This is a genomic window from Serratia grimesii NBRC 13537, assembly GCF_001590905.1.
GTDB classification, from domain to species: domain Bacteria; phylum Pseudomonadota; class Gammaproteobacteria; order Enterobacterales; family Enterobacteriaceae; genus Serratia; species Serratia grimesii.
Map to the genome: position 1 here is coordinate 184871 of NZ_BCTT01000006.1, position 22882 is coordinate 207752.

At 54.1% G+C, this 22882-nt stretch carries 25 protein-coding genes; 15 read left to right on the top strand and 10 right to left on the bottom strand.

Annotation, left to right across the window (positions count from 1 at the left end; all coding sequences use genetic code 11):
- The first annotated feature begins 28 nt into the window (after nucleotides 1–28).
- Nucleotides 29–409 carry a cell envelope integrity TolA C-terminal domain-containing protein gene (locus SGR01S_RS07535; protein WP_061807008.1) on the top strand — a complete coding sequence of 127 codons (381 nt, stop codon included), beginning with the start codon at nucleotides 29–31 and terminating at the stop codon, nucleotides 407–409.
- A 33-nt stretch (nucleotides 410–442) separates the two neighbouring features.
- Here SGR01S_RS07535 and nudI read toward each other — a convergent pair whose 3' ends face one another.
- Nucleotides 443–868, bottom strand: coding sequence for a nucleoside triphosphatase NudI (gene nudI / locus SGR01S_RS07540; protein WP_037422640.1), 426 nt, complete (start codon nucleotides 866–868; stop codon nucleotides 443–445).
- Nucleotides 869–1078: 210 nt separating this feature from the next.
- On the opposite strand from nudI, the gene SGR01S_RS07545 reads away from it, so the two are divergent.
- Genes SGR01S_RS07545 through SGR01S_RS07570 form a run of 6 tightly spaced genes read left to right on the top strand, consistent with a single transcriptional unit; the run spans nucleotide 1079 to nucleotide 6812 of the window.
- Nucleotides 1079–2146, top strand: coding sequence for a fatty acid desaturase (locus tag SGR01S_RS07545; RefSeq protein WP_061807009.1), 1068 nt, complete (start codon nucleotides 1079–1081; stop codon nucleotides 2144–2146).
- A 29-nt stretch (nucleotides 2147–2175) separates the two neighbouring features.
- Nucleotides 2176–3108 (top strand): glycine betaine ABC transporter substrate-binding protein OsmF, encoded by a 933-nt coding sequence (gene osmF, locus SGR01S_RS07550; RefSeq protein WP_061807010.1) that lies wholly within the window; start codon nucleotides 2176–2178, stop codon nucleotides 3106–3108.
- A gap of 47 nt (nucleotides 3109–3155) precedes the next feature.
- Nucleotides 3156–4316 carry an ABC transporter permease gene (locus tag SGR01S_RS07555; protein WP_037422632.1) on the top strand — a complete coding sequence of 387 codons (1161 nt, stop codon included), beginning with the start codon at nucleotides 3156–3158 and terminating at the stop codon, nucleotides 4314–4316.
- A complete protein-coding gene (locus SGR01S_RS07560) occupies nucleotides 4313–5248 on the top strand; it encodes an ABC transporter ATP-binding protein (protein WP_037422629.1) in 936 nt (311 codons plus the stop codon). Before SGR01S_RS07555 ends, SGR01S_RS07560 begins: the two co-directional genes overlap by 4 nt.
- On the top strand, nucleotides 5245–6021 hold the full coding sequence (locus SGR01S_RS07565; RefSeq protein WP_061807011.1) for an ABC transporter permease: 777 nt from the start codon (nucleotides 5245–5247) through the stop codon (nucleotides 6019–6021). The genes SGR01S_RS07560 and SGR01S_RS07565 overlap by 4 nt, the downstream gene beginning before the upstream one ends.
- A gap of 11 nt (nucleotides 6022–6032) precedes the next feature.
- Nucleotides 6033–6812 (top strand): phosphate/phosphite/phosphonate ABC transporter substrate-binding protein, encoded by a 780-nt coding sequence (locus SGR01S_RS07570; RefSeq protein ID WP_082797609.1) that lies wholly within the window; start codon nucleotides 6033–6035, stop codon nucleotides 6810–6812.
- 2 nt (nucleotides 6813–6814) lie between these two features.
- Here the strand turns inward: SGR01S_RS07570 and SGR01S_RS07575 are convergent, their stop codons facing one another.
- On the bottom strand, nucleotides 6815–7549 hold the full coding sequence (locus SGR01S_RS07575) for an SDR family oxidoreductase (RefSeq protein ID WP_037422627.1): 735 nt from the start codon (nucleotides 7547–7549) through the stop codon (nucleotides 6815–6817).
- Between the two features lie 128 nt (nucleotides 7550–7677).
- On the opposite strand from SGR01S_RS07575, the gene SGR01S_RS07580 reads away from it, so the two are divergent.
- Nucleotides 7678–8589: a LysR family transcriptional regulator gene (locus tag SGR01S_RS07580; protein WP_061807013.1), complete on the top strand. Its 912-nt coding sequence runs from the start codon at nucleotides 7678–7680 to the stop codon at nucleotides 8587–8589.
- On the opposite strand, the gene SGR01S_RS24330 is transcribed toward SGR01S_RS07580, so the two are convergent.
- From SGR01S_RS24330 to SGR01S_RS07590, 3 genes are all read right to left on the bottom strand, one after another.
- On the bottom strand, nucleotides 8577–8753 hold the full coding sequence (locus SGR01S_RS24330) for a YohO family small membrane protein (RefSeq protein ID WP_165392849.1): 177 nt from the start codon (nucleotides 8751–8753) through the stop codon (nucleotides 8577–8579). The genes SGR01S_RS07580 and SGR01S_RS24330 overlap by 13 nt on opposite strands.
- A gap of 166 nt (nucleotides 8754–8919) precedes the next feature.
- Complete coding sequence (gene yedA, locus SGR01S_RS07585; RefSeq protein WP_061807014.1) at nucleotides 8920–9834, bottom strand: drug/metabolite exporter YedA; 915 nt, start codon at nucleotides 9832–9834, stop codon at nucleotides 8920–8922.
- A 167-nt stretch (nucleotides 9835–10001) separates the two neighbouring features.
- Nucleotides 10002–10655 (bottom strand): helix-turn-helix transcriptional regulator, encoded by a 654-nt coding sequence (locus SGR01S_RS07590; protein ID WP_037422621.1) that lies wholly within the window; start codon nucleotides 10653–10655, stop codon nucleotides 10002–10004.
- Nucleotides 10656–10759: 104 nt separating this feature from the next.
- Here SGR01S_RS07590 and SGR01S_RS07595 point away from each other — a divergent pair, with 104 nt between their 5' ends.
- The 3 genes from SGR01S_RS07595 to SGR01S_RS07605 all read left to right on the top strand — a co-directional run bounded on the left by SGR01S_RS07595 (nucleotide 10760) and on the right by SGR01S_RS07605 (nucleotide 13450).
- Entirely contained in the window at nucleotides 10760–12238 is a 1479-nt protein-coding gene (locus SGR01S_RS07595) for an MFS transporter (RefSeq protein WP_061807015.1), read from the top strand.
- Between the two features lie 121 nt (nucleotides 12239–12359).
- Complete coding sequence (locus tag SGR01S_RS07600; RefSeq protein WP_061807016.1) at nucleotides 12360–12929, top strand: helix-turn-helix domain-containing protein; 570 nt, start codon at nucleotides 12360–12362, stop codon at nucleotides 12927–12929.
- Nucleotides 12930–12931: 2 nt separating this feature from the next.
- On the top strand, nucleotides 12932–13450 hold the full coding sequence (locus tag SGR01S_RS07605; protein ID WP_037422614.1) for a GNAT family N-acetyltransferase: 519 nt from the start codon (nucleotides 12932–12934) through the stop codon (nucleotides 13448–13450).
- 64 nt (nucleotides 13451–13514) lie between these two features.
- Here SGR01S_RS07605 and SGR01S_RS07610 read toward each other — a convergent pair whose 3' ends face one another.
- The 3 genes from SGR01S_RS07610 to ompC all read right to left on the bottom strand — a co-directional run bounded on the left by SGR01S_RS07610 (nucleotide 13515) and on the right by ompC (nucleotide 16647).
- Nucleotides 13515–14345 carry a 5'-nucleotidase, lipoprotein e(P4) family gene (locus SGR01S_RS07610; protein ID WP_037422612.1) on the bottom strand — a complete coding sequence of 277 codons (831 nt, stop codon included), beginning with the start codon at nucleotides 14343–14345 and terminating at the stop codon, nucleotides 13515–13517.
- Between the two features lie 21 nt (nucleotides 14346–14366).
- On the bottom strand, nucleotides 14367–15218 hold the full coding sequence (locus tag SGR01S_RS07615) for a GNAT family N-acetyltransferase (protein ID WP_061807017.1): 852 nt from the start codon (nucleotides 15216–15218) through the stop codon (nucleotides 14367–14369).
- Nucleotides 15219–15549: 331 nt separating this feature from the next.
- Nucleotides 15550–16647 carry a porin OmpC gene (gene ompC / locus SGR01S_RS07620; protein ID WP_037422609.1) on the bottom strand — a complete coding sequence of 366 codons (1098 nt, stop codon included), beginning with the start codon at nucleotides 16645–16647 and terminating at the stop codon, nucleotides 15550–15552.
- 393 nt (nucleotides 16648–17040) lie between these two features.
- On the opposite strand from ompC, the gene SGR01S_RS07625 reads away from it, so the two are divergent.
- From SGR01S_RS07625 to dinG, 3 genes are all read left to right on the top strand, one after another.
- A complete protein-coding gene (locus SGR01S_RS07625; RefSeq protein ID WP_037422607.1) occupies nucleotides 17041–17373 on the top strand; it encodes a carboxymuconolactone decarboxylase family protein in 333 nt (110 codons plus the stop codon).
- Nucleotides 17363–17749, top strand: coding sequence for a tautomerase family protein (locus tag SGR01S_RS07630; RefSeq protein WP_037422605.1), 387 nt, complete (start codon nucleotides 17363–17365; stop codon nucleotides 17747–17749). Before SGR01S_RS07625 ends, SGR01S_RS07630 begins: the two co-directional genes overlap by 11 nt.
- A 62-nt stretch (nucleotides 17750–17811) precedes the next feature.
- A complete protein-coding gene (dinG, locus tag SGR01S_RS07635; protein ID WP_037422604.1) occupies nucleotides 17812–20010 on the top strand; it encodes an ATP-dependent DNA helicase DinG in 2199 nt (732 codons plus the stop codon).
- On the opposite strand, the gene SGR01S_RS07640 is transcribed toward dinG, so the two are convergent.
- Nucleotides 20011–20445 carry an Lrp/AsnC family transcriptional regulator gene (locus SGR01S_RS07640; protein WP_061807018.1) on the bottom strand — a complete coding sequence of 145 codons (435 nt, stop codon included), beginning with the start codon at nucleotides 20443–20445 and terminating at the stop codon, nucleotides 20011–20013.
- 135 nt (nucleotides 20446–20580) lie between these two features.
- On the opposite strand from SGR01S_RS07640, the gene SGR01S_RS07645 reads away from it, so the two are divergent.
- Nucleotides 20581–21495, top strand: coding sequence for a DMT family transporter (locus SGR01S_RS07645; protein WP_037422598.1), 915 nt, complete (start codon nucleotides 20581–20583; stop codon nucleotides 21493–21495).
- Here SGR01S_RS07645 and SGR01S_RS07650 read toward each other — a convergent pair.
- Complete coding sequence (locus SGR01S_RS07650; protein ID WP_061807019.1) at nucleotides 21454–22806, bottom strand: DHA2 family efflux MFS transporter permease subunit; 1353 nt, start codon at nucleotides 22804–22806, stop codon at nucleotides 21454–21456. The two genes, SGR01S_RS07645 and SGR01S_RS07650, sit on opposite strands and share 42 nt — an antisense overlap.
- Nucleotides 22807–22882: the final 76 nt, after the last annotated feature.

Below are 22882 nucleotides of genomic sequence, written 5' to 3' on the forward strand. Positions count from 1 at the left end.
TTGGGTGATCGGACAAGGATGCAGACAGATGAAAACAGGGATGTGGCTATTGGCGGTGTTGCTGACGGGCTGTGGCGCAGATCAGGGCACCCGCACTGCGGGTGCCGGGCTGGCAACGCAGACGGTTGAAACTTCATCGGCATCCTCGCCGCGCAGCAGTTATCCGGAAAGAATGCGTGTTGCCGTCACACAGGAAATGCAATTACCCGGCAAATATAAATCCCAGACCTGTTCGATCAGTCTCCATCTGTTGCCGGATGGCTCACTGAAAGATTTTAAGGTATTGAGGGGCGACGAAGCGCTTTGCGCGGCGGCAAGTCAGGCTGTGCAACGCGCCAAATTGCCGAAAATGGCCAATGAGACCGAGTATGCACTTTTCAACCGCGTGGTACTGGATTTCATGCCCTGATACGGCAAGCAAAGTACGCGCTGCCAAGGCGGGTTATAGAATGCCTTTCTGTGCAAACGTGATACGCGTGGCTTCATTGAGGTCGAGCTCAGGTATCTTCTCCGGGCTGACCCAGGCGATTTCCTGAAACTCTTCATTAAAGCTAATCTGCCGGTTGGCACTCACACAGTCGAAAATCAGATACAGCATGTAGATTTCCTCTGTCGTGCCATCAGAGTAGGTCTTGGTACGGACGTCATCCCTGAAAGTCCAGGGGGTAATCTGGGTGATATGCAGTGCTTCTCCCAGTTCTTCTCTGATCTCTCGACGGAGGGCATCCTCAATTGTCTCTCCTGGCTCCATACCGCCACCGGACAGTGCCCACTGACCGGGGAATACGCCACGATCGTTGGCCATTTTACACAGTAAATACTCACCATTGTTTTCAATAATTGGGCAGACAATGATCCGCTGACGCATGTAACCTCCTGATGTCACAATTTTTTATTAACTTATCAGATAGCGGCTTTCGTTGAGCCATGATTCTCTCAGCAATGCCTGTGGGATCATGAAATTGTATTGAATGCGGCATTATGCGCTGATTTTTCACTTTGCTTTGCCGCTTTCGTTATTTTGAGCGTCCAGGCGGCTCGCTGATACTGAGCAAAACCTCATACAGCGAGCCCATGCATGTCTTCAGATAAACGTCATAGCCACTATCTGCATCCCGCCCAGCGCGATTGGATCCAACAGCTTAATCAGCGCTGGTCTTGGCGGTTGGAGCTGCCAACCTGGGGCATTATGGCGGTGGTTTACGGTGGTTGGTTTGGCGTAGTGCAATACTGGCAGACATTGGGACCATGGCTTGGCACGCCGTTACTGATTTTGCTAACGACCTGGTATATGTCGTTACAGCATGAACTTATTCACGGCCATCCGACGCGCTGGCCGCGGTTCAATCAACTCTTCGGTTTGTTGCCACTGGCGGTATGGTATCCCTACGGTCTCTATCGTGATTCGCATATTCAGCATCACCGCAATGAACACCTCACCGATCCGCATGAAGATCCTGAAAGCTATTACTTTAGCCAAGCGCAATGGCAGCATTATCCACGGTTTATTCCTCTGTTGGCCAAGGTGCGTAATACGTTGCTCGGGCGCATTGCGCTTGGCCCTGCACTGGACATTGCTGCAACCGGAATCACTGCGTTAAAAACGATCGCTGCCGGTGAAATGCGCACATTGGTGATGTGGCTGGTGCATTTGCTGTTGTTGGCGGGGGTATTGAGCTGGCTGCAACAACACGGCATTGGCACCGCGTTTTACCTGCTGGCCATCAGCTATCCGGCGTTGGCGCTGACCAAGGTAAGATCGTTTTTTGAGCACCGTGCCGTTGAAGCTCCGCAGGCACGTTCTATTATTAATGAGGCGGCCTGGCCGTGGCGGCTGCTGTTTCTTAATCTGAACTATCATTTAGTTCACCATGATCTCCCCGGCTTACCGTGGTACGGTTTACGGCAGGTGTATCTGGCGGAACGTGATGAATATCAGCAGCGCAGCCAGGGATTTGTGGTGCAAGGCTATGGCCAGTGGGTGAGCGAATACGCGTTTACCCCGGTTGCCGTTGAGGTTCATCCGTTCAATGCCGGCGAGTTGCCAGGGGAAACACCGGGCGAAAATGAAGCCTGGCCGGCAGAGACATTTATTGTGCGATGGAAGCGCGCTTCTCAGGATTTTCCAATCGATCTGGCCAAATAGCCGGAAAATACACAACAAGAGGAAAAAATATGGCAATCACCCCCTCACGTGGTCGTGTCTTTGCGTTGGCACTGAGTTTACTCGCGGCAAGCCTCGGTGTGGCACAGGCGGCTGATACGGTGCGCGTTGGCTCCAAAATCGATACCGAAGGCTCGTTGCTCGGCAATATTATCGTGCAGGTGCTGGAATCCAATGGCATCAAAACCACCAATAAATTACAGCTCGGCACCACCAAGGTGCTGCGCGGGGCGATCACCTCCGGCGAAATTGACGTTTACCCGGAATACACCGGCAACGGCGCATTTTTCTTTTCTGATGAAAGAGACCCTGCATGGAAAAATGCTCAGGCCGGTTTTGAGAAAGTGAAAAAGCTGGATTATGACAAGAACAAAATTGTCTGGTTGGATGCCGCACCGGCTAATAATACCTGGACCATTGCGATCCGTCAGGACGTGGCGGACGCCAATCATCTGAAAACGCTGGCCGATCTGGGCAAGTGGATCAACGGTGGTGGCAAATTCAAACTGGCGGCGTCGGCGGAGTTTATTGAACGTCCAGATGCTTTGCCGGCATTCCAGGGCGCCTACGGCTTTAAGCTGAATCAGGATCAGTTGCTATCGTTGGCTGGAGGTGACACGGCGGTGACCATCAAGGCCGCAGCGGAACAGACTTCCGGTGTGAACGCGGCGATGGCCTACGGGACCGATGGCCCGGTGGCAGCGCTGGGATTACAAACGTTGGAAGATCCAAAAGGTGTGCAGCCAATTTACGCGCCAGCACCGATTATTCGCGAAGCCACGCTAAAACAGCATCCCAACATCGCTGAATTACTGAAACCGGTATTCGCTTCACTGGATGGCCCGACACTGCAAAAACTCAATGCACAGATTGCGGTAGAAGGTCAGGACGCCAAACAGGTTGCGGCGGCTTACCTGAAAGAGAAAGGGTTAGTGAAGGGGTAACACCACTGGCCCCCTGCTGGGGGCCAACATGGAGCCGGAGAGTTTCTTTGATTATTGCCGTAAAAAACCGCGTATTACTGACATTGCTTATTCTGTTGCTGCTGGCTGCATTTGGCCTGCCGTTTCTCAGTTATGCCCCTAATCGCCTGTTATCAGGCAAGAGCATTTCCCTGATTTCCCTGCTACATGGCCCCGCGTTGTGGTTGTTGGCGCCGATGCTGGTGTTGGCCATACTCAGTCTGTTAGCCCCTCGGAGGCGTAATGCGCTTCTGACTGCATTGTCGGCATCGGCGCTGCTGGCGCTCACCTTTTGGCTAAGCGGCCATGCAGCGCAGCAACTGGCGTTGGAAGGGTCCCGGCTAGCCCGTACCTCTTGGGGGAGCGGTTGCTGGCTGATACTGGCGCTGAGTCTGCTGATAGCCGCCGACGCAGTGACCCGCATTACCGCTTCGCACGTGTGGCGCATGTTCGGCAATCTGATGGTGATGTTACCGACGCTGTTGCTGTTGTTTAACCACCAGTTGGATCAGCTTTCACTGTTGAAAGAGTACTACAACCGGCAGGACGTGTTTGACGCAGCGCTGTTGCAGCACCTGACGATCCTGTTGGCGACTCTGGTGCCGACGCTGTTGATTGGCCTACCGCTCGGGGTGCTGTGTTTTCGTTCCGCACGTTGGCAGACACCGATATTCTCCACGCTGAATATTATTCAGACCGTACCCTCGATTGCCTTGTTTGGCTTGTTGATCGCGCCTTTGGCCGGTTTAGCGAAGGCGTTGCCCTGGTTGGCAGAACATGGTGTCAGTGGCATTGGTATGGCACCGGCCATTGTTGCGTTGGTGCTGTATGCCCTGTTGCCGTTGGTACGCAGTGTCGTGGCGGGGTTGCAAAGTGTACCGGCCAGCGTCATTGAATCCGCCAGTGGCATGGGAATGACGCGTGGTCAGGTTTTCTTCCGCGTACAGTTACCGCTGGCGTTGCCGTTGTTCCTGACCGGTGTGCGCATTCTTGCAGTACAGACCGTCGGCATGGCAGTCGTAGCGGCACTGATTGGCGCAGGAGGGTTTGGCGCCATTGTCTTCCAGGGCCTGCTCAGCAGCGCACTGGATTTGGTGTTGTTGGGGGTCATTCCGGTGATCGTGATGGCGGTTATCGTCGACTCACTGTTTAAGTTTATGGTTTCAATTTTGGAAGTGTCACGCCGATGATTCAGTTTAATCAGGTCAGCAAGATTTTTCAGGGCAAGCCAGCGGTGGACGATCTGACATTACAGATTGCCAAGGGTGAATTTACCGTATTGATCGGCACCTCTGGCTCAGGCAAGTCCACAACGTTAAAAATGATCAACCGACTGATCGAACACGATCAGGGAAAAATTTACTTTGCCGGTGAAGAGATCCAGAAATTCAAACCCCAGGATCTGCGCCGCCGGATGGGATATGCGATCCAGTCGATCGGCCTGTTTCCGCATTGGACGGTGGAGGAGAATATCGCCACTGTGCCACAGCTGCTGAAATGGCCACGGGCACGTATTCGCGACCGGGTGACGGAATTGCTGGAGCTGTTGCATCTGGAACCGGATTTGTTCCGTCATCGTTATCCGCACCAGCTTTCCGGTGGGCAGCAGCAGCGGGTTGGGGTGGCGCGTGCATTGGCTGCTGATCCCGAAGTGTTGCTGATGGACGAACCTTTTGGTGCACTCGATCCAGTGACGCGTGCGGCGCTACAAGCGGAGATTGCCCGTATTCATCATCTCTCCGGCCGCACCATTGTGCTGGTGACGCACGACATTGACGAAGCACTGGCACTGGCCGACCGTATCGTGTTGCTCGATCAGGGCCGCATCGTACAGCAGGGCACACCGCTCGCGCTATTGACAGCACCAGTCAACGATTTTGTACGTGATTTCTTTGGCCGCAGCGATCGTGGTATCAAATTACTGTCGCTAGGTACCGTGGCTGAAAGAGTACGCCCTGGTCATGCCGAAGGGGAGCCTATCACTGCCGCCATGAGTCTGCGTGAAGCGCTGTCGGTGTTTGTGGCTCGCAGCACTGAATGTTTACCCGTGATTGGCGACCAAGGTGAGGCGCTTGGCGTGCTGCATTTCAGCGATCTGATTACTCAAAAGGCGCTGTCATGAGTGCGTCTCAGACCCTGCGCTGGCTACGCGATCCATTGCCCTGGACCTTTGCCCTGTTGCTGGCATTGGTGTTTGGCATGAATCACTTGCATGGTCTGTTTGCCGCCTGGTTTCCTGATCTGGATCGGCCGGTGTATCAGCAGGACAGTTTTATCTCACTGGTATGGGCGCATCTGTTGTTGGTGGCTGTTTCCAGCCTGATTGCGGTCGTAATTGGCGTGGCGGCTGGGATTGGGGTGACGCGGCGTGCCGGTAAAGAGTTCCGTTCTCTGGTGGAAACTGTGGTGGCGGTGGGGCAGACTTTTCCGCCAGTTGCGGTGTTGGCGGTTGCGGTACCGGTGATGGGGTTTAGCGAACAGCCGGCAATTATTGCGCTGGTACTGTACGGTTTGTTGCCAATATTACAGGGCACGTTGGCGGGCATTGAGTCGGTGCCCAGTGTCACCCGCGAGATTGCGCAAGGGGTGGGGATGAGTCCCCGACAAATCCTGTGGCGCGTCGAACTGCCGTTGGCAGCACCGGTGATTGTTGCCGGTATCCGCACCTCGGTAATCATTAATATTGGTACGGCGGCGATCGCCTCTACCGTCGGCACTAAAACGCTCGGTTCACCGATTATCATTGGCCTTAGCGGCTTTAATACCGCCTATGTGATCCAGGGTGCCGTGGTCGTAGCCCTATTGGCAATCATCACCGACATGCTGTTTGAGCGCTGGGTACGCCATCTCACCGCCTGGCGTCAGCAGACGCTCATTGCCACTTCTGCGGAATAAGGGAAAACATGATGCAGGTATCCTTGCCGATGTACGGTGTCACTCATCAAATGTCTGAGTCCTTCTGGCACGTGCTGCGCGGAAAATTGCTGCAACTGGGGTTGCCGCAAGCGCCCGAACGGCTCAGTTGGCCACAAGACTTGGCGCAGCACTGGCAGCGGGATGACTTATTGCTCAGCCAAACTTGCGGTTATCCCTTGGTCAGCAGCCTTCAACGGGTTCAGTTGATTGGGACTTACCACTACCGTGTTGAGGGCTGTGAAGGACCGAATTATAGCAGTTGGTTAGTGGTGCGGGATGATGAACCCGGCGAGCGTCTGGCAGACTTTCGTGGTCGGATCGCAGCCTATAACAGCACCGACTCTCAATCAGGTCATAACAGTCTGCGGGCACTGATTGCGCCACTGGCGCAGGAAGGCAAATTCTTTCGTGCCGCCGTGGCGTCCGGTGCACATTACCAGTCGATAAAATTGATCAAAGAGCGGCAGGCGGATATTGCCGCTGTTGATTGTGTCAGCCTGGAACTGTTGAAACGAGCGCAGCCACAGGCGTTGGCAGGGCTGAAAATTATTGGACGAACAGCCATCGTGCCAGGGCTGCCGCTTATTACCTCGGCGCAAACGCCAGCGGCACAGTTGGAAATATTGCGCGCCGGGGCGAGGGCGATGGTGGGCGAAGCGATAAGCGACGACCTGTTGATCGGTGATTTTAGTTTGGTACCGCGTTCGGCATACCAAAAAATCACGGAACTGGAACAACAGGCCGCGGCGCTTGGAGTGACGGTGCTGTAAGCCTACAGCAGCCCACCGCCATCAATATCGATCACGCTGCCGGTGATAAAGCCGTTCTCCATCGCCAACAGATAGCCTGCTGCGACGTCTGCCGCCTGGCCGACACGCCCGACGGGTAACCCTGAGCCTGCCTTGGTAAACATCGCCTGACGTTGCTCGGCACTCAGTGCATCGTAGGCTTCTGTGGCGGTAATGCCTGGGCTGACCACGTTCACCCGCCGTGGCGCCAACTCTTTCGCCAATTGCTTACCGATAGCTTCCAATGCTGCATTTATGCCGGTTTTTATGAGCTGCCCGCTGAGGTATTTACGCGAGAGTTGACCGGAAGTCAGGGTGATAGAGCCTCGCGGTGACAGAGTGGGTAATGCGGCTTGAACGGTACGAAGCGCACCCCACATTTTGACATCGAAGTTGGCTTGCGCCTCGCGAAAGTCGATATCTGCCAATAGCTTGGCCTGCACAATCGGTCCGGCGGTGAAGACCAGATGATCAAACTCACCGACTTCCGCGAACAGTGCACGCAGCGAATTTTCATCGGTTACATCTGCCTGCATGATGTGCAGGTTGCCGTTTTTGTCTGTCGATGGGTATTGCTGCATGCTACCGGTACGGCGTGAGGCCAATACGACACTGGCACCGCGAGCGAGCGCGGCATAGGCCACTGCCGCACCTATGCCACTATTGCCGCCCAGTATCACCAGTTTTTGTCGGTTCAGAGAAGAAGAAGGGGAAGTCATAAAGTGCCTCAATTTCAGTTAATTTCTGTGTTATCTATCATTCAATATTGAAAATTCGCGCGCAATTGGCCTAAATGGCAAATACTTGTTAAATAATTTTAATAATCAGTACGGCACAGGAATAATCCATGACTTCCTTTATCGATCTTGAGGTGTTTGTCCGTACCGTGGAGGGTGGGAGTTTTTCAGCAGCAGCACGTGCGTTGGATATCACGCCGGCGGCGGCCAGCATTGCGATAAAAAGGTTGGAGCAGCGATTGAGCGTCCGGCTGCTGGTGCGATCTACACGTAGTCTGCGCCTGACGGAAGAAGGGCAGCGGTACCTCGACAGCGCCCGGCTGGCGCTGGGGGCGCTGGCAGAAGGAGAACAGGCAATACGCGAGAAACATCAGGGGCTCTCTGGCGTGTTGCAAATTTCCGCTCCCTCGGATTTTGGTCGTAACTTGCTGCTGGGCTGGCTTGATGAGTTCAAGCAGCAACATCCGCATATCCAACTGCAATTACTGATTAACGATCGCCATGCTGATTTATTTCGCGAACCGGTGGATATTGCGCTGCGCTTTGGTCAATTGGCGGACTCTTCGCTGGTGGCGTTACCGATTCTGCCGCAGCACCGGCGTCTGATTTGTGCCAGCCCCAGTTATCTGCAACAGCATGGTGTGCCACAGACACCCGCTGAACTCACTCAACACAGCATCCTGATTTATCAACCCAGTGGGCGCAGACAGGCACAATGGCGTTTGTGGCGAGGCGATGAGTCGGTTGAGGTGGCTCTGAGTGGACGTTATTTTACGGATGACGGTGAGATTGCGCGGCGTTGGGCGCTGGCAGGGCACGGTATTGTCCGCAAGTCGGCGATTGATGTGGTCGCAGACATACATGCCGGACGGTTAGTCCCCGTGTTGCCGGAATGGCAAAGTGACGCAGTGCCCATCAGCCTGGTTTGTCCGCACCGTTCACAGGTGTCGGAGCGCGTCAGGCTGTTACAGCGTTTTTTACAACAGCGCTGTCAGGGCTGGATGGCAGATTACTTGGTGTGAATACTGTCTGCCGGCGTAGCGGTAACAGTGGCTTCACTGGACGCTGGGGCTTCTTCCTGTGGCGTGGTGGAGCGGGTGTACATATTCAGCCCAGCCAGGAATACGCCGCCGAGTGAGCCAAAGGCACACAGAAAGATAACGATAATGAACGATTTTTTCAGCATTGGGATGATTTCGCAGGTTGCTCGGAACAGCGGGAATTATAGTCTCTTTGCCAAGTGAAACAAGAATCGTTTTTATACCCGTCGTCTTTCACGCTGCTTCCGTGATTGTTGGGGGCGAACATATTCGCCCCGATGAATGCGGGCGCGGCATGCAGCGCCCTACATTTTATTCCACGTTTTTTATACGGCTGGTCGGTCGTACAAACAAGAATTTACCCAGCGTTACCAACACCACCGCTGCGACGATAATGACCAGCGCCATCCATTCACGTGGTGCCAGGGATTCGCCGGCAAAACCGATCCCGAGTAGCACTGCCACTACCGGATTGACATAGGCATAACTGGTCGCGACTGCCGGACGCACGTTTTTCAGCAAAAACATATAAGCGCTGATCGCCAGCATTGAACCAAAGACAATCAGATAGCCTAGCGCGAAGAAGCCTTTGGCACTCGGCATCTGTGTGAGGTGTTCGCCGCTCAGTTGGCTAACGATTAACAGCACCACGCCAGCGACCAGCATTTCAGCAGCTCCTGCCATCGGCCCTGCCGGCAACGAAATACGCGATCCTAGCACCGATCCAAAGGCCCAACTGGCGGAAGCCAACAGGATCAACAGTGCACCCGTTGGGTTACCAACCAGGTTATTACCGGTATTCAACAGTACGATCCCAATAAGCCCTAACCCGATACCTGCCCACTCCAGTTTGGTATTACGCATGCCCCAAAACAGGCTGAAGCACAGCGTGAACAGGGGCACGGTTGCCACCATCACGGCGGCAATGCCGGAAGGTACGTGTTGATGCTCCGCAACAGTCACCAGACCGTTGCCTACCGCCAGAAGCAAAATACCGATGGTTCCCGCCGCCAACCATTGCTTTGGGGTGGGCAGCGCGTGGCCACGCAGCGCCAAAAAGCTAAATAGCACAATGCCGGCGACCAGAAAGCGAATGCCAGCCATCATCAACGGCGGCCAGCTTTCTACCCCAAGGCGAATCACGAAGTAGGTCGAACCCCAGACAATATATAACGTGAACAGCGCCCCGATTAACGGCAGGACGTTACGGCTATTTTGGCTCAGCATGGATTTTTATTCTGCAGGGAAAGTTATTATTAGAGCGCTCAGTAAACCCGATCGGACAGAGGATAAGCAACGCTTTTCATGACTTTTTAACGGAATGGTAGGCTGGTGGATCCAGGATAATTCGCCTGATGACACCAGCCAGCAGGCTGCTTGATTTTGCGGGTCAGTTATAGCAACGAAATACGATAGGCACAGCGTCGTGCGCCAGCCAGAATGTGTTCGGAGCGTTCAACCTGTGCCTGAAGTACCTCGGTGAAAATGCTCAATTCTGCGCGACAGAACCCTTGGCAAACTGTGGCGGCAGCGCAAATGGGGCAATGGTTTTCCACCAGCAGAAAGGAACCGTCCTCCTGTGTGCGCCATTCGGCCATATAGCCCTCACGAGATCGGATTGCAGTCAGCCGTTCAATGCGTTCCTGTAAATCGGCCGCGCCGATCATCGCCTGTTTGTAGTTAATGCGTGTTTCTTGTTCCCGCGTGTCGATCAATAACTCGATCGCTTGTTCGCCCAGCTTATCTCGGACGGTACGCAGCAGTTGTACCGTCAGTTCGGAATGGGTATCCGGAAAGCGCGCATTGCCTGCGGCAGTAAGGTGCCAAAGTTGCACTGGACGGCCAACGCCACGCGTCTCCGCCACGGCTTCCACCAACCCATCTTTTGCCAGTTTAACGAACTGCTGGCGTGCTGCCTCGCCAGTGGTACCAAGGACTTTTCCTGCATCAGACGCTTGCTGTGGGCCGCGGGTTTTTAGAAGTGTCAGCAAACGGTCACTGACCGATTGTGCGGGACTACCGCCATTTTCCAAGTTTATTCTTGACATATTTCTCCGCCTCGCCCTACCATTATTCCAAGTTAACTCTTGTTAAATTTAACGCAATATCACTATTAACTCAATGCCATTCCTCTGAAAACAGGACGACAACCGTGATAACCCATGATGATAGCCGTTGGGCCGATCTCTTTTCCGGCAAAAATGGTGCCAGTGCGATCGCGCTCTCACTCGGCGTAGCCTTGCATGCAATCAATATTCTGGTCGCCACCACCATTTTGCCCTCGGTGGTGCAGGATATTGGTGGTCTGAATCTTTATGCCTGGAACACCACATTGTTTGTTGTGGCATCGATTCTGGGGTCGGCATTATCGGCACGTTTACTCAGTGGCTATGGTGCACGCAGTGCCTATGTGGTGGCATCGCTGTTCTTTATCGTCGGGGCGATGTTATGCGCACTGGCGCCGTCGATGCCGATAATGCTCATAGGTCGAACCGTACAGGGCTTCGGTGGCGGGCTGATTTTCGCGCTTTCGTACGCCATGATCAATCTGGTGTTTGAGCAAAAGCTGTGGCCGCGCGCAATGGCATTGATTTCAGCGATGTGGGGGATCGCGACTTTGGTCGGTCCGGCCGTGGGGGGCATTTTCGCTGAATTGAACGCCTGGCGTTGGGCTTTTGGCATTCTACTGCCGATCATGGTGTTGTATGCCGGGTTTACCTTCCTGATCCTACCGAAAGGCAAGCCGCAACAACAGGCGGCACCGTTGCCGGTAGCCCAGTTATTGCTATTGGCTACTGCGGTGCTGGTGGTTTCCGCGGGTAGTCTGGCGGATAGCGCGTGGGTTAATCTGGGCGGTATTGCGTTGTCTGTGTTGATGATGGCCTGGTTGATACAACGTGAGACGCACTCCCAGGCTCGTCTACTGCCACAGGGCGCTTTACGTCGTGGCTCACCGTTAGCTTCGTTGTATATCACCGTCTCTTTGCTGGTGGTGGGCATGACCAGTGAAATCTTTGTGCCTTATTTTCTGCAAACGCTGCATGGCCAGTCACCACTGATTTCCGGCTATATTGCCGCGACGATGGCGGCTGGCTGGACACTTTCGGAGATCCTCAGTTCCGGTTGGCGCAGTGCGGGTATCCGGCGTGCAATCATCAGCGGGCCGCTGTTTGTGTTGGTTGGCTTGCTGGCGTTGGCAGTGCTGATGCCGACGCCATCTGGCGGCCATTGGGTGGCGTTGACGCCAATTGTGATTGCCTTGACGCTGGTGGGGTTCGGTATCGGGTTTGGGTGGCCGCACCTGCTGACGCGAATTTTGCAGGTATCGCCTGAGGCCGATAAGGACATTGCCGGTGCATCGATCACCACAGTACAACTGTTTGCAACGGCGTTTGGTGCGGCACTGGCCGGGATGATTGCTAACCTGGCGGGGCTGAATGTGCCGGGCGGGGCGCCAGGGGCAGCCTCTGCGGCGCGTTGGCTGTTCCTGCTGTTCGCCTTGGCACCGCTGCTGGCGGTATTTAGCGCCTGGCGCTGTGCGGCGATTGCACCACCAGCCGTTGCAGTGGATGATGTGGAATCAGACTCGTCATCCACGGAATGCCCGGCGATGCCACGTAATAGTGCGTAAGGAGTGCTGATAGTCTGCTGATTCTTGCGTTTTGTTCGACCGCGTGAAAATTTGATTGACGAATCCCGTATTTGAGATTATTTCTCTTATATGGGATTTTTTTTGTATCAGAGACGCAATAATGGATAACGGATTGGAAAGTGCCGATCTCCGGCTGGCACAACGGCTGTCTGATTTACGCCAACAGCAGGGCTGGTCACTGGAGGAGTTGGCACAGCAAACCGGTATTAGCCGGGCTACGCTGTCGCGAGTAGAGCGCGCTGAAACCAGCCCGACGGCCTCGTTGCTGAATAAACTGTGTTCGGCGTATGGGTTGACTATGTCGCGGTTGCTCAGTGAGGTTGAGGACGAACCACCGGAATTACTGCCTCGCGAAGCGCAAACGGTGTGGATTGACTCGGCCAACGGTTTTCATCGTCGTTCAGTATCCCCGCCCGCCGCTTTGTACAAGGCCGAATTTATCGAGTGCCGGCTTGATGCCGGGGCAGTGATTGCCTATGACGGACCCTCAGTACATGCACTTGAGCACCATTTGTGGCTGCTGGAAGGCCAACTTGAACTGACGCTGGAAGCGCGCACTTTTCAGCTTAAACCAGGCGACTGCCTGCGTTATCGGCTGTTTGGCGCTTCAAAATTTCATGCCCCCGGCCCTGAGCCGGCCCATTACACCCTCGTTATCAGCAGGCCTTAACCATGATTGAAATACAGCAACTGAATGCCGACGCAGTACAAAGCGTGATTCCTGAACTGGCGGTGATGCTACAAGCCAGTGTTTCTCAGGGCGCGAGCATTGGTTTTATCATGCCGTTCAGCCTTGAGCAGGCGCAAGCGTTCTGGCATCGACTGTTACCGGCGATTGAGCGTGGAGAAAGGGTGTTGCTGGTCGCCCGCGATGCCGGGCGCGTTGTCGGTACTGTGCAGTTGCTGCTGGATATGCCTGACAACGGCCGCCACCGTGCGGAAGTGGTAAAACTGATGGTGCACCCGGATGCCCGTCGTCAAGGTATCGCTCGTAATCTGATGCTGCAGGTGGAGCGAAAAGCGATTGAGCTTCAGCGGCACTTGCTGGTGCTGGATACCTTGACCGGTGACACCGCGGAGGGCATGTATCGTCGATTGGGTTTTCAACTGGCAGGCAGCATTCCGCAATATGCCCGCGCCAGCCAGAGTAGTGCGCTGGATGCCACCAGTTATATGTATAAGTTGCTGTAATTTTCCCCGTCGTCCGTAGGGGGTGGATGCATCCGCCCCCTACAAGACTTGAGGATGTACGGGGTTACTGCCCGTTCCAGGCCTTGATAGCCTGTTGGCGTATCAGCAGTTTTTGCTCTGGCGTCAGTTTGTTATAGTCCTTCGCCATACCGCTCTCCCAGTCGCCGTACAACGGGTTCGGCAGCACGATAAACTCAGTGCCAAACTTGCTCTGGTTATCGCTGACAAACGCCCGACGCTGTACGTTATCTTTGTGGTAGGTCGCCGCACCGAAATCGTTCAGGTTGTCACCGGCGTACACCACGATGTCGTAACCTGCGTTTTTGATGGCGTCGAAACGTGGCTGTTTGTTGGAGGTGTCACCGCTAAGCAGCACGGTTTTTTCCGACATGCCGGTAAAGCCCAGTTTCTGCATATTGGCGACTGTGGCGGCGTATTCAGACTGTTTGCGGTTTGAAACGTAGAACATGGTGCCCTGATGGCTGTTAACGTACCGAGCAAATTGCACGGCACCCGGCACTGCGCCGGCTTGTTCTGCCTGTGACCATTTCGCCCAGGTAGCGCCTGCAAAAGGTTGGCCTTGCTGTGCTTGCCAGCCAGAATACGGGCTGTTATCCAGCATGGTTTCGTCCAGATCCACAACCACCGCTTTCTTCTTGCCAGGCGCGACCTTGGCGTGATCAAACGCCAGCCGGGCGCTGTTGAAAGCCTGATGCGTCAATGCCTGATATTCCCCGGACTGCTGGAACCAGTTCAGTGCCAGCACTGATTGATCCGCCAAGCGCTGTTGGGCTTGCAGATCTGTTTTCGGTGGCTGCGCACAACCGGCCAGGGTCAGTAGCGCAATACCGATTGCTGCGCCAAGGGTCACCTTTTGTCTATTTATTCCTGCCATAAAGGGATAGCTCTCTGTTTGTTATTGTGGTGTCTCTAAGGTCATGGTCATCTCAAACTGACGTAACGGATCTTGCTGCCAGCCGAGTCGATCAAAGAAGGGGGCGGCCACCTCGGGAACGTAAACATTAGCCACTAACGGTAAGGGTGAAAACCGTGCTTGTAGCGCTGCCAACATCGCGCGGGCATGACCTTGGTTGCGGTGCTCTGGTGGCACGTAAATCATGCGCAGAAAACACTTATCCGCACCCACCTGCACTACGCCATAGGCATGGTGTTGTCCAAGGCTAAAGGCGTGAGGTTTACCGGGCAGTTTGAACAGCGATTCTGGGGCGATTAGCCAAGGCAGGCTGGTGGCACCCTCGGCGACCAACCGGTGAGAAACGAATAACGGATCGATCTCCTGCAGGGGCGCAACGTCGGCCGTACTTTGTTCCCCGGCCGAGTGGCCGGTCAGCGTACGGACGATGCGCAATCCGGCCTGGTGGTACAGTGCAATGGCTGGATCGTTACCTTCGATCACCTCCAGCGACAGTTGACGATCGCCACGCTCATGCGCGTCGGCCACAATCCGTTGCATCAGCGCTTTTCCCAACCCTTTGCCGCGCATTTCCGGTCGGATGGACAGTGCCGACACCCGGCTGTGTAAGCCACGTCGACTAATCAACGCCAGTGCTACCGGTTGTTGTTGATGGGTGACGATAATGCTGTCGTTCAGGCTGAGATCTTCCGCGCCAAAGCGGCGAGCGAAGGTATCGCCGTCAATAGCAAAACGTACAATGTAGTTTTCAAAACAATGGCAGAGGATCTGCGCCAGCGCGTTACTGCTGTAGTGCAGCGCGGAGTGGTATTCGAATGGAGAAGTGTTTTGCATGAGTCATCCAGATTGATTTGCGCAAGTATACCCCTCGTCTTGCAAGCCGCGGGGTAGTTGCTCCCCTGAGAGGATGAAGGCATTCACCCGGCCGCATGCAGCCCCTACAATACCTTGGGGTACCCGGTTATAGCGTGAAACCCATAGGGTATATAGATGTAGACCCGTTTGTTTTGTAAGGCAAGTTCTCTGATGCGGTCATGAGAGGCAAGACGTAAAGATAGGGCGAGAAGAGGGAGCGCTAAATGAAAAAAACCGGGCGTAACCGCCCGGTGAAGTAACTCTGGGTATCAAGTGAAGCTAAGGTTTGCAGTGGTGGTTATTCATCACATCAGAACTGGTAAGTCAGGGCGACGGCGATGACGTTGTCATCTTTCAGACCCAACTTATTGTTGCTGTCGAGTTGGTTGATTTTATAATCAACATAGGTCGACATGTTCTTGTTGAAATAGTAGTAAGTACCGATATCGATATATTTCACCAGGTCGGCGTCGCCGATGCCTTCAATATCTTTACCCTTCTGCTGCACATAACCCAGTGATGGGCGCAGACCGAAGTCGAACTGATATTGTGCAACCAGTTCCAGACCTTCCGCTTTATTGGCAAAGCCGCTAACGGAGGTTGAGGTATTATTAATGGTCGCAGTGCCAGAAATAGGTGCGATATTACGGCTTTGTGAATAGGTTGCTGCCAGATAAACGGCATTGTTGTCGTATTTCAGACCGCCAGCCCAGATATCGGCTTTATCGCCTTTGCCGTAAGTGCCCGCTTTTTGGCCTGCTGTACGGTTAGAAGAGGCATAGGCTGCACCCACGCTCAGACCGTCGATAATTTCATAGCTGGAAGACAAGCCCCAACCGTCGCCGTTCGCCTTGCTACCAGCACGACCGTCGTTTTCGTTCTTGCCTTGGTACTGAATGGCAAACTTCAGGCCGTCAACCAGACCGAAGAAGTCGTTATTACGGTAGGTTGCAACACCGTTGGTACGACCATTCATAAAGTTGTCGGTTTTGACGTAAGCATCATCACCGAACTCAGGCAGCATATCCGTCCAGGCGCCGACGTCATAAATAATGCCGTAGTTGCGACCGTAGTCGAATGAACCGAGGTTTTTGTATTTCAAACCGGCGAAGCCCAAACGCGTTTTGGTATCTTTCGCACTGTCGGATTCAGAATGGTTAGCTGAAATCTGATATTCCCACTGGCCATAACCAGTCAGCATATCGTTAATTTGAGTAGCGCCTTTAAAACCGATACGCACATAGGTTTTGTCGCCATCATTGCCGGCATCGTCAGAGAAATAGTGCAGTGCTTTTACGCGGCCGTAAAAATCAAGTTTGTTGCCGTCTTTATTGTAGATTTCTGCTGCCTGTGCTGTCTGCGCAATTAAAAGTGCCGGAATAATAACGGCCAGAAGATTACGTTTCATGATTTACCCTGCTTTATTCGATTGAAAGACGCTTATCATCAGTTGTACTGCTGTTTCACTGTGCCGCTTGATTGTTTGCAGCGCAGGTTTTTTACCGTAGTTATGTGATCTATTTATGACAAAATATTCATTTCCATGTCGAACGATTAAAAAAGTTGCGGAAAGAGTGAATTTCTTCATCGGACAACTGTCGGCGGCGGATCCCACCGCTCGCAATGCTGTTTCTGAATTGTGGAGAAATCATGCATAAGGTTTATACATTGGGTTTACAGGTAGAAAGCTTTACCGCGCTAACCATCCGGTTTTTCAGGATTGTCGGTGTGAAAAATCCCGATTTTCACCCCTGTGGTTAATAGGTAGCGTAATGCTATCCCTTTACAGCAGGAGTGTGTGATGCAACCTTCCCAACAGACAGCCCAGCAAGCATTCGGTGATATTGCCCCCAAGCTGGCGCAACTCAGCGACAGCGTATTATTCGACGACGTTTGGCAGCGACCGGGACTCAGCCCGCGTGAGCGCAGCCTAATTACGGTAGCGGCACTGGTGGCGCTTAACCGTGTAGAGCAATTGCCGTTTCATCTGCACTTGGCCGAACGTCATGGCGTGAGTATTGAACAGCTTGCCGAGTTGATTACCCATTTGGCTTTCTATGCCGGCTGGCCTGCGGCAGCCTCAGCCGTGGCGCGTCTGCGTGAACTGAAACAGGAGCCGTCTCATGCCATTTAGTCGCATCGCTTTGCATCAGGGTAAATCAGAGCAATACCTGAAAACTCTGTCCGACAGTCTTCATCAGGCATTGGTCGAAACCTTCAATGTGCCAGCGGCCGATAAGTTTCAGGCCATCGATCAATACCGCCCAGGTGAGCTGATTTATGATCGTGACTATTTGGGTGGTCCACGTTCTGAAGATTATGTGCTGTTTTACATCACCATTGGACGTCCGCGAGATACCGGCACCAAACAGCGCTTTTACCAGCGGTTGGCAGAGCTGCTGGGGGAAAACATACAGTTACGCCCGCAAGATGTGATGGTGGTAATCACCACAACGCAACGGGATGAGTGGTCGTTCAGTGCGGGCCGCGCCTCAATGATTGAAGGCTAGGCTGACGCGGCAGCCGGTCTGTGGGACAATAGCGCCATCATTTCGTAACGATATAGAGTTGAATGGCGCTCTCCCCCGCAGTTAAAGATCAGATTGGCCAGTGGTACAAAGCCCTGCAGCAACAAATACCGGATTTTATTTCCCGTGCACCGCAACGGCAGATGATCGCCGAAGTCGCTAAAACGCTGGCGGGTGATTATTCACGCCACTTGGCGATTGAAGCACCCACTGGTGTAGGAAAAACCTTGTCGTACCTGATCCCGGGGATCGCCGTTGGTCGTGCCGAAAGTAAACCCTTGGTGGTCAGTACTGCCAACGTGGCGCTACAGGATCAGATCTACAGCAAGGATTTACCGCTGCTGAAGAAGATCATTCCCGATCTGAAGTTTACCGGCGCTTTTGGCCGTGGCCGCTATGTTTGCCCACGTAATTTAGCGGCACTGAGCACGGACGTCAGCGAGCAGGGCGATCTGACACTGTTTTTGGATGACGAACTGGCGCCTTCCAGCGGTGAAGAGCAAGCGTTATGCCAAAAACTCAGCAAAGCACTCAGTCGCCATGAGTGGGACGGATTGCGCGATCACTATCAGTTGTCGATTGACGATCCACTGTGGATCAAGCTGAGTACCGATAAAGCCAACTGCCTGGGGCGCAATTGCCACTATATCCGTGAATGCCCGTTTTATATTGCCCGCAAAGAGATTGAAACTGCCGATGTGGTCGTGGCTAACCATGCGCTGGTGATGGCGGCATTGGAAACCGAATCGGTGCTGCCGAATCCGAAAGAACTGTTGTTGGTGCTAGATGAAGGCCATCATCTGCCGGAAGTTGCGCGTGATGCGTTGGAGATTGACGGTGAAATTACTGCGTTGTCGACCAATCTGCAGCTGGACATGATCGTGCGCCATGTTGAACAGTGCATGACGCAATATCGCCCCAAAAATCCACCGGGCCTGACGAACGACGAACGCTTGAAGAACCACTGTGAAGAGATGCGTGAACTGATCCAGATCTTTGAACATCAGGTCAGCGCGTTTCTGCCGACGGATACGGTGATCGCCGAACACCGCTTTGAAATGGGTGAACTGCCAGTGGAAATGGTGGAAACCAGCGCACGCTTATTCAAACTGACGGATGCCTTACGCGGGGTGGCAGAGTTTATACTGAACGATCTCAGCGAACAGACCGGCAAGCACGACATTGTGCGACTGCACCGTTCGATTATTCAGATGAGCCGCACCCTGGGGTATCTGGAGGCCATGAGTAAACTCTGGCGGTTAGCGGCATTAGACAAGTCATCCAATGCCCCCATTTCAAAATGGGTCACGCGTGATCTGCGTGATAACGTGACGCATCTGTACTTGCACTGCGTGGGCATTCGCGTCAGCGATCAGCTGGAAAAACTGCTGTGGCGCAAGGTGCCGCACGTGGTGATCACGTCGGCGACGCTGCGTTCGTTGAACAGTTTTGCGCGTCTGCAAGAAATGAGCGGGTTGAGCGAAAAAGCCGGCGATCGTTTCGAAGCGCTGTCCTCACCGTTTAATCACGTGGAGCAGGGCAAAATTGTCATTCCGAACATGCGATTTGAACCGGCGATGGCCAATGAAGCCGAGCATCTGGAAGAAATGGCGCGCTTTTTCCGAGCTGAACAGGCCGGTGGCAAGCACAAAGGCATGCTGATTTTGTTCAGTAGCCACCGGGCGATGCAAACCTTTCTCAGCTATGTTACGGATCTGCGCCTGATGTTGCTGGTTCAGGGCGATCAGCCGCGATACCGGTTGGTGGAAGAGCACCGTAAACGTGTCGAGAAGGGCACCGCCAGTGTGCTGGTTGGCCTGCAGTCGTTTGCCGAAGGGTTGGATTTGAAAGGTGAACTGCTGACCCAGGTGCATATTCACAAGATTGCCTTCCCACCGATCGACAGTCCGGTGATCTTGACTGAAGGTGAGTGGCTAAAATCGCTGAAGCGTTATCCGTTTGAAGTGCAGAGCCTGCCGAGCGCCTCCTTTAACCTGATCCAACAGGTGGGGCGACTGATCCGCAGCAATGAGTGCCATGGCGAGATCGTGATTTACGATCGCCGCTTGTTGACCAAAAGCTACGGTTCGCGTCTGTTGGCTGCATTGCCCGTGTTCCCCATTGAACAGCGGGAAGTTCCGGAAGCCGACAAGGCGCACAAGGCTGCGCTCAAATCCGCCGCAGCGGCGGAGAAAAAAGACAAAAAGCGTAAGAGTCCGTTTCCCCGTCGACGTACGCGTTAATCAAAGCAACGGTGGCAGGCGGCGCTTCACTGGCGTGGTTTTGACGATGGAGGTGTTGCTCTGCGCCCGCTCGGCCAGTTGATCGAGGATCTGGTCGAGCTGCTCCATAGAATGTGCCACCAACCGCACGATAAAGCAGTCTTCACCAGTCACCTTGTCACACTCAATCACCTCTGGAATATCCTGAATCATCTGTTCGACCTTCTTCAGCATGCCCGGCAGCGGCTTGATGCGCACCAGTGACTGAAAAGCATAACCTAACGCCTGCAAATTGACGTTCAGCGTATAGCCCTGAATAACACCATTTTCTTCTAGCCGCCGCAGGCGCTCGGAAGTGCTGGGCGACGACAGTCCCACGCTGGCGCTGAGGGTTTTGAGCGATACTCTTGCATCCTCAGCAACCAGCGTCAGGATCTGGCGATCTATATCATCCATATACCCTCTATTAGGTAATTTTTGTTTTATGCCTTCGATAAAAAGGCAGTTAAGCATATTGTCCTTTTTTATGCCATGGAATCCTGCACGGCAAAGTCGCATGCTAAGCATATGGGCTTATTTGAGGAAACGACGATGAATGCAGAGATAAAACGTGGCTCGCTGGAAATGATTGCCGCAATGCTGATTTCCGGCACCATTGGCTGGTTTGTGCTGATGTCCGGTCAACCGGTGATTAATGTGGTGTTTTGGCGCTGTGCCGTGGGCGCACTGGTGCTGCTGGCAATCTGTGCCGCACTCGGTCAGCTGCGACGTGATGTTTTAACGCGGACCACCTTGCTGTTGGCGATTGCCGGCGGCGTTGCATTGGTGGTCAACTGGTTGCTGCTGTTTGCAGCTTATTCTTATGCGTCGATCTCCATTGCTACCGCGGTGTATAACACCCAACCTTTTATGTTGGTGGCACTGGGCGCGCTGTTTCTGGGAGAGAAACTGACAGCCCGTAAGCTGTTATGGCTGGTCTTGGCGTTTGTCGGCATGATGCTGGTGGTACTGGCACAGCCTAAGCAGCTGGGTGGTCAGAGCAACTACCTGATGGGAATTCTGCTGTCGTTGGGGGCGGCATTTTTTTATGCGCTGATGGCGCTGGCCGCCAAACGGCTGAAAGGGACGCCACCGCACCTGATTGCGCTGATCCAGGTCACGGTCGGCGTGGTGATGTTGTTGCCGTGGGTTGATTTCCACGCGTCAGCCAGTGCTGGGCAATGGGGAATGCTGGTGACGCTTGGCGTATTACACACCGGACTCATGTATGTGTTGCTGTATGGTGCGATCCAAAAGTTGCCAACCAACCTGATTGGTTCGCTGTCGTTTATTTATCCGGTCGCCGCTATGTTGGTTGATCGGTTGGCGTTTGGTCATCGGTTGGTCGCGCTTCAATTTGCCGGCGCCGCGATCATCTTGCTGGCTGCCGCAGGCATGAACGTGTTGGGTGAGCGTCGCCTGCGGCTAACGGCGATGCGAGACAGCAAGCAGGCACCCGAACAGTGATAGCGCCAGCAGCAACAGCATCACGGCTTGGTAGCCATAGATTGGATAAATCAGTGCCGCCAGGGCCAGTCCGACCGCGCCACCAAGATTGTGCAGCGTCCAGGTGACCCCCAATGCACCGCCGCTTTGCGCTTCGCTGACGGTGCTCAGCGTTGCCAGCACTAATGGACCGAGGATGCATCCCCATCCCAGTCCCATGAGGGCAAAGGCTCCGAGCAATAAGGGGAGCGGACTGTCGGCGTTAAACTGACTTTGCAGTGCGGCAGAAGCGGCCAAAGCGGCAAAACCGAGGACCAACGCCGGCTGTGGGCCGGACTTATCCACCCACCTGCCGACCCAAGGCGAAATCAATGCCATGACGGCAGTTGTCGGCAGCAGTAGCAACCCTAGCATCACGCCCTCATAATGGCGGGTGTTTTCCAGATAAATGGGCATCAGGAAGAAGGCGGCGCAGTAGAAGAAGGCTAACAATGCGCTTAACAGACAGACACGCAATAACGCCGGATGCTGCAATAGCGTTAAGGGTACCAATGGAGAATGCGCCTTACGTTCGACCGGTAACAGCAGGAGCAACGCAGCCGCCGCTAATGACGTCGTGAGCAACGTTTTCATGCTCAGCCACCCCCACTGACCACCTTGGCTGATGGACAGCAGCAGCCCAGCGAGACCAATCACCAGCAATAATAGGCCAGTAATATCCAACCTTGCGCTTTGCTGTACGCGAGATTCCTGCACCGTGCTCAGGCAGAAGGCGAAACTCAGCGCGATCAGCGGTACGTTCAACAAAAAGACCCAGCGCCAGCCAAGTGTGCCGACCAACAGGCCACCGGCGACCGGACCGATTGCCAGCCCCAGACCGTTAACCGCCAATAAAATGCCAATTGCGCGACCGCGCTGCTGTGGTGGCCAGGCATCTGCGACAATGGCGGTGGTGGCGGTATACAACACTGCGCAAGCCGCGCCCTGTACAAAGCGCCAAACATTAAGATGTTCAACACTGCCCGCCAGCCCGGCCCCCAGTGATGCCCCGGCGAAAACCAACATCCCGCAATACAGTACCCGTCGACGACCGTACAGATCTGCCAGTCGCCCGGCGCTGACCATAAAGGCGCACAATGCCATTACGAACAGCGTCATTACCCATTGCACCTGACTCAAAGGGGCTGCCAATTCGCGCTGAATGGCGGGAATGGTGGTATTGACGATAGTGAAATCGATGCAGCCCAAAAAGCTGGCGATACTGATGCCAATCAGCAGCCGCCACAGGCGCGGTGTACTGGTGTCGGTCAGAAGTTCGCTGCGTTCGCTCATCGGGTATTTCCTCGGTTAAAAAGCGTGTGTTCAGTTTACTCAGTGCTTGTTATAGCCAGTGGCGGTGTTTCATCGT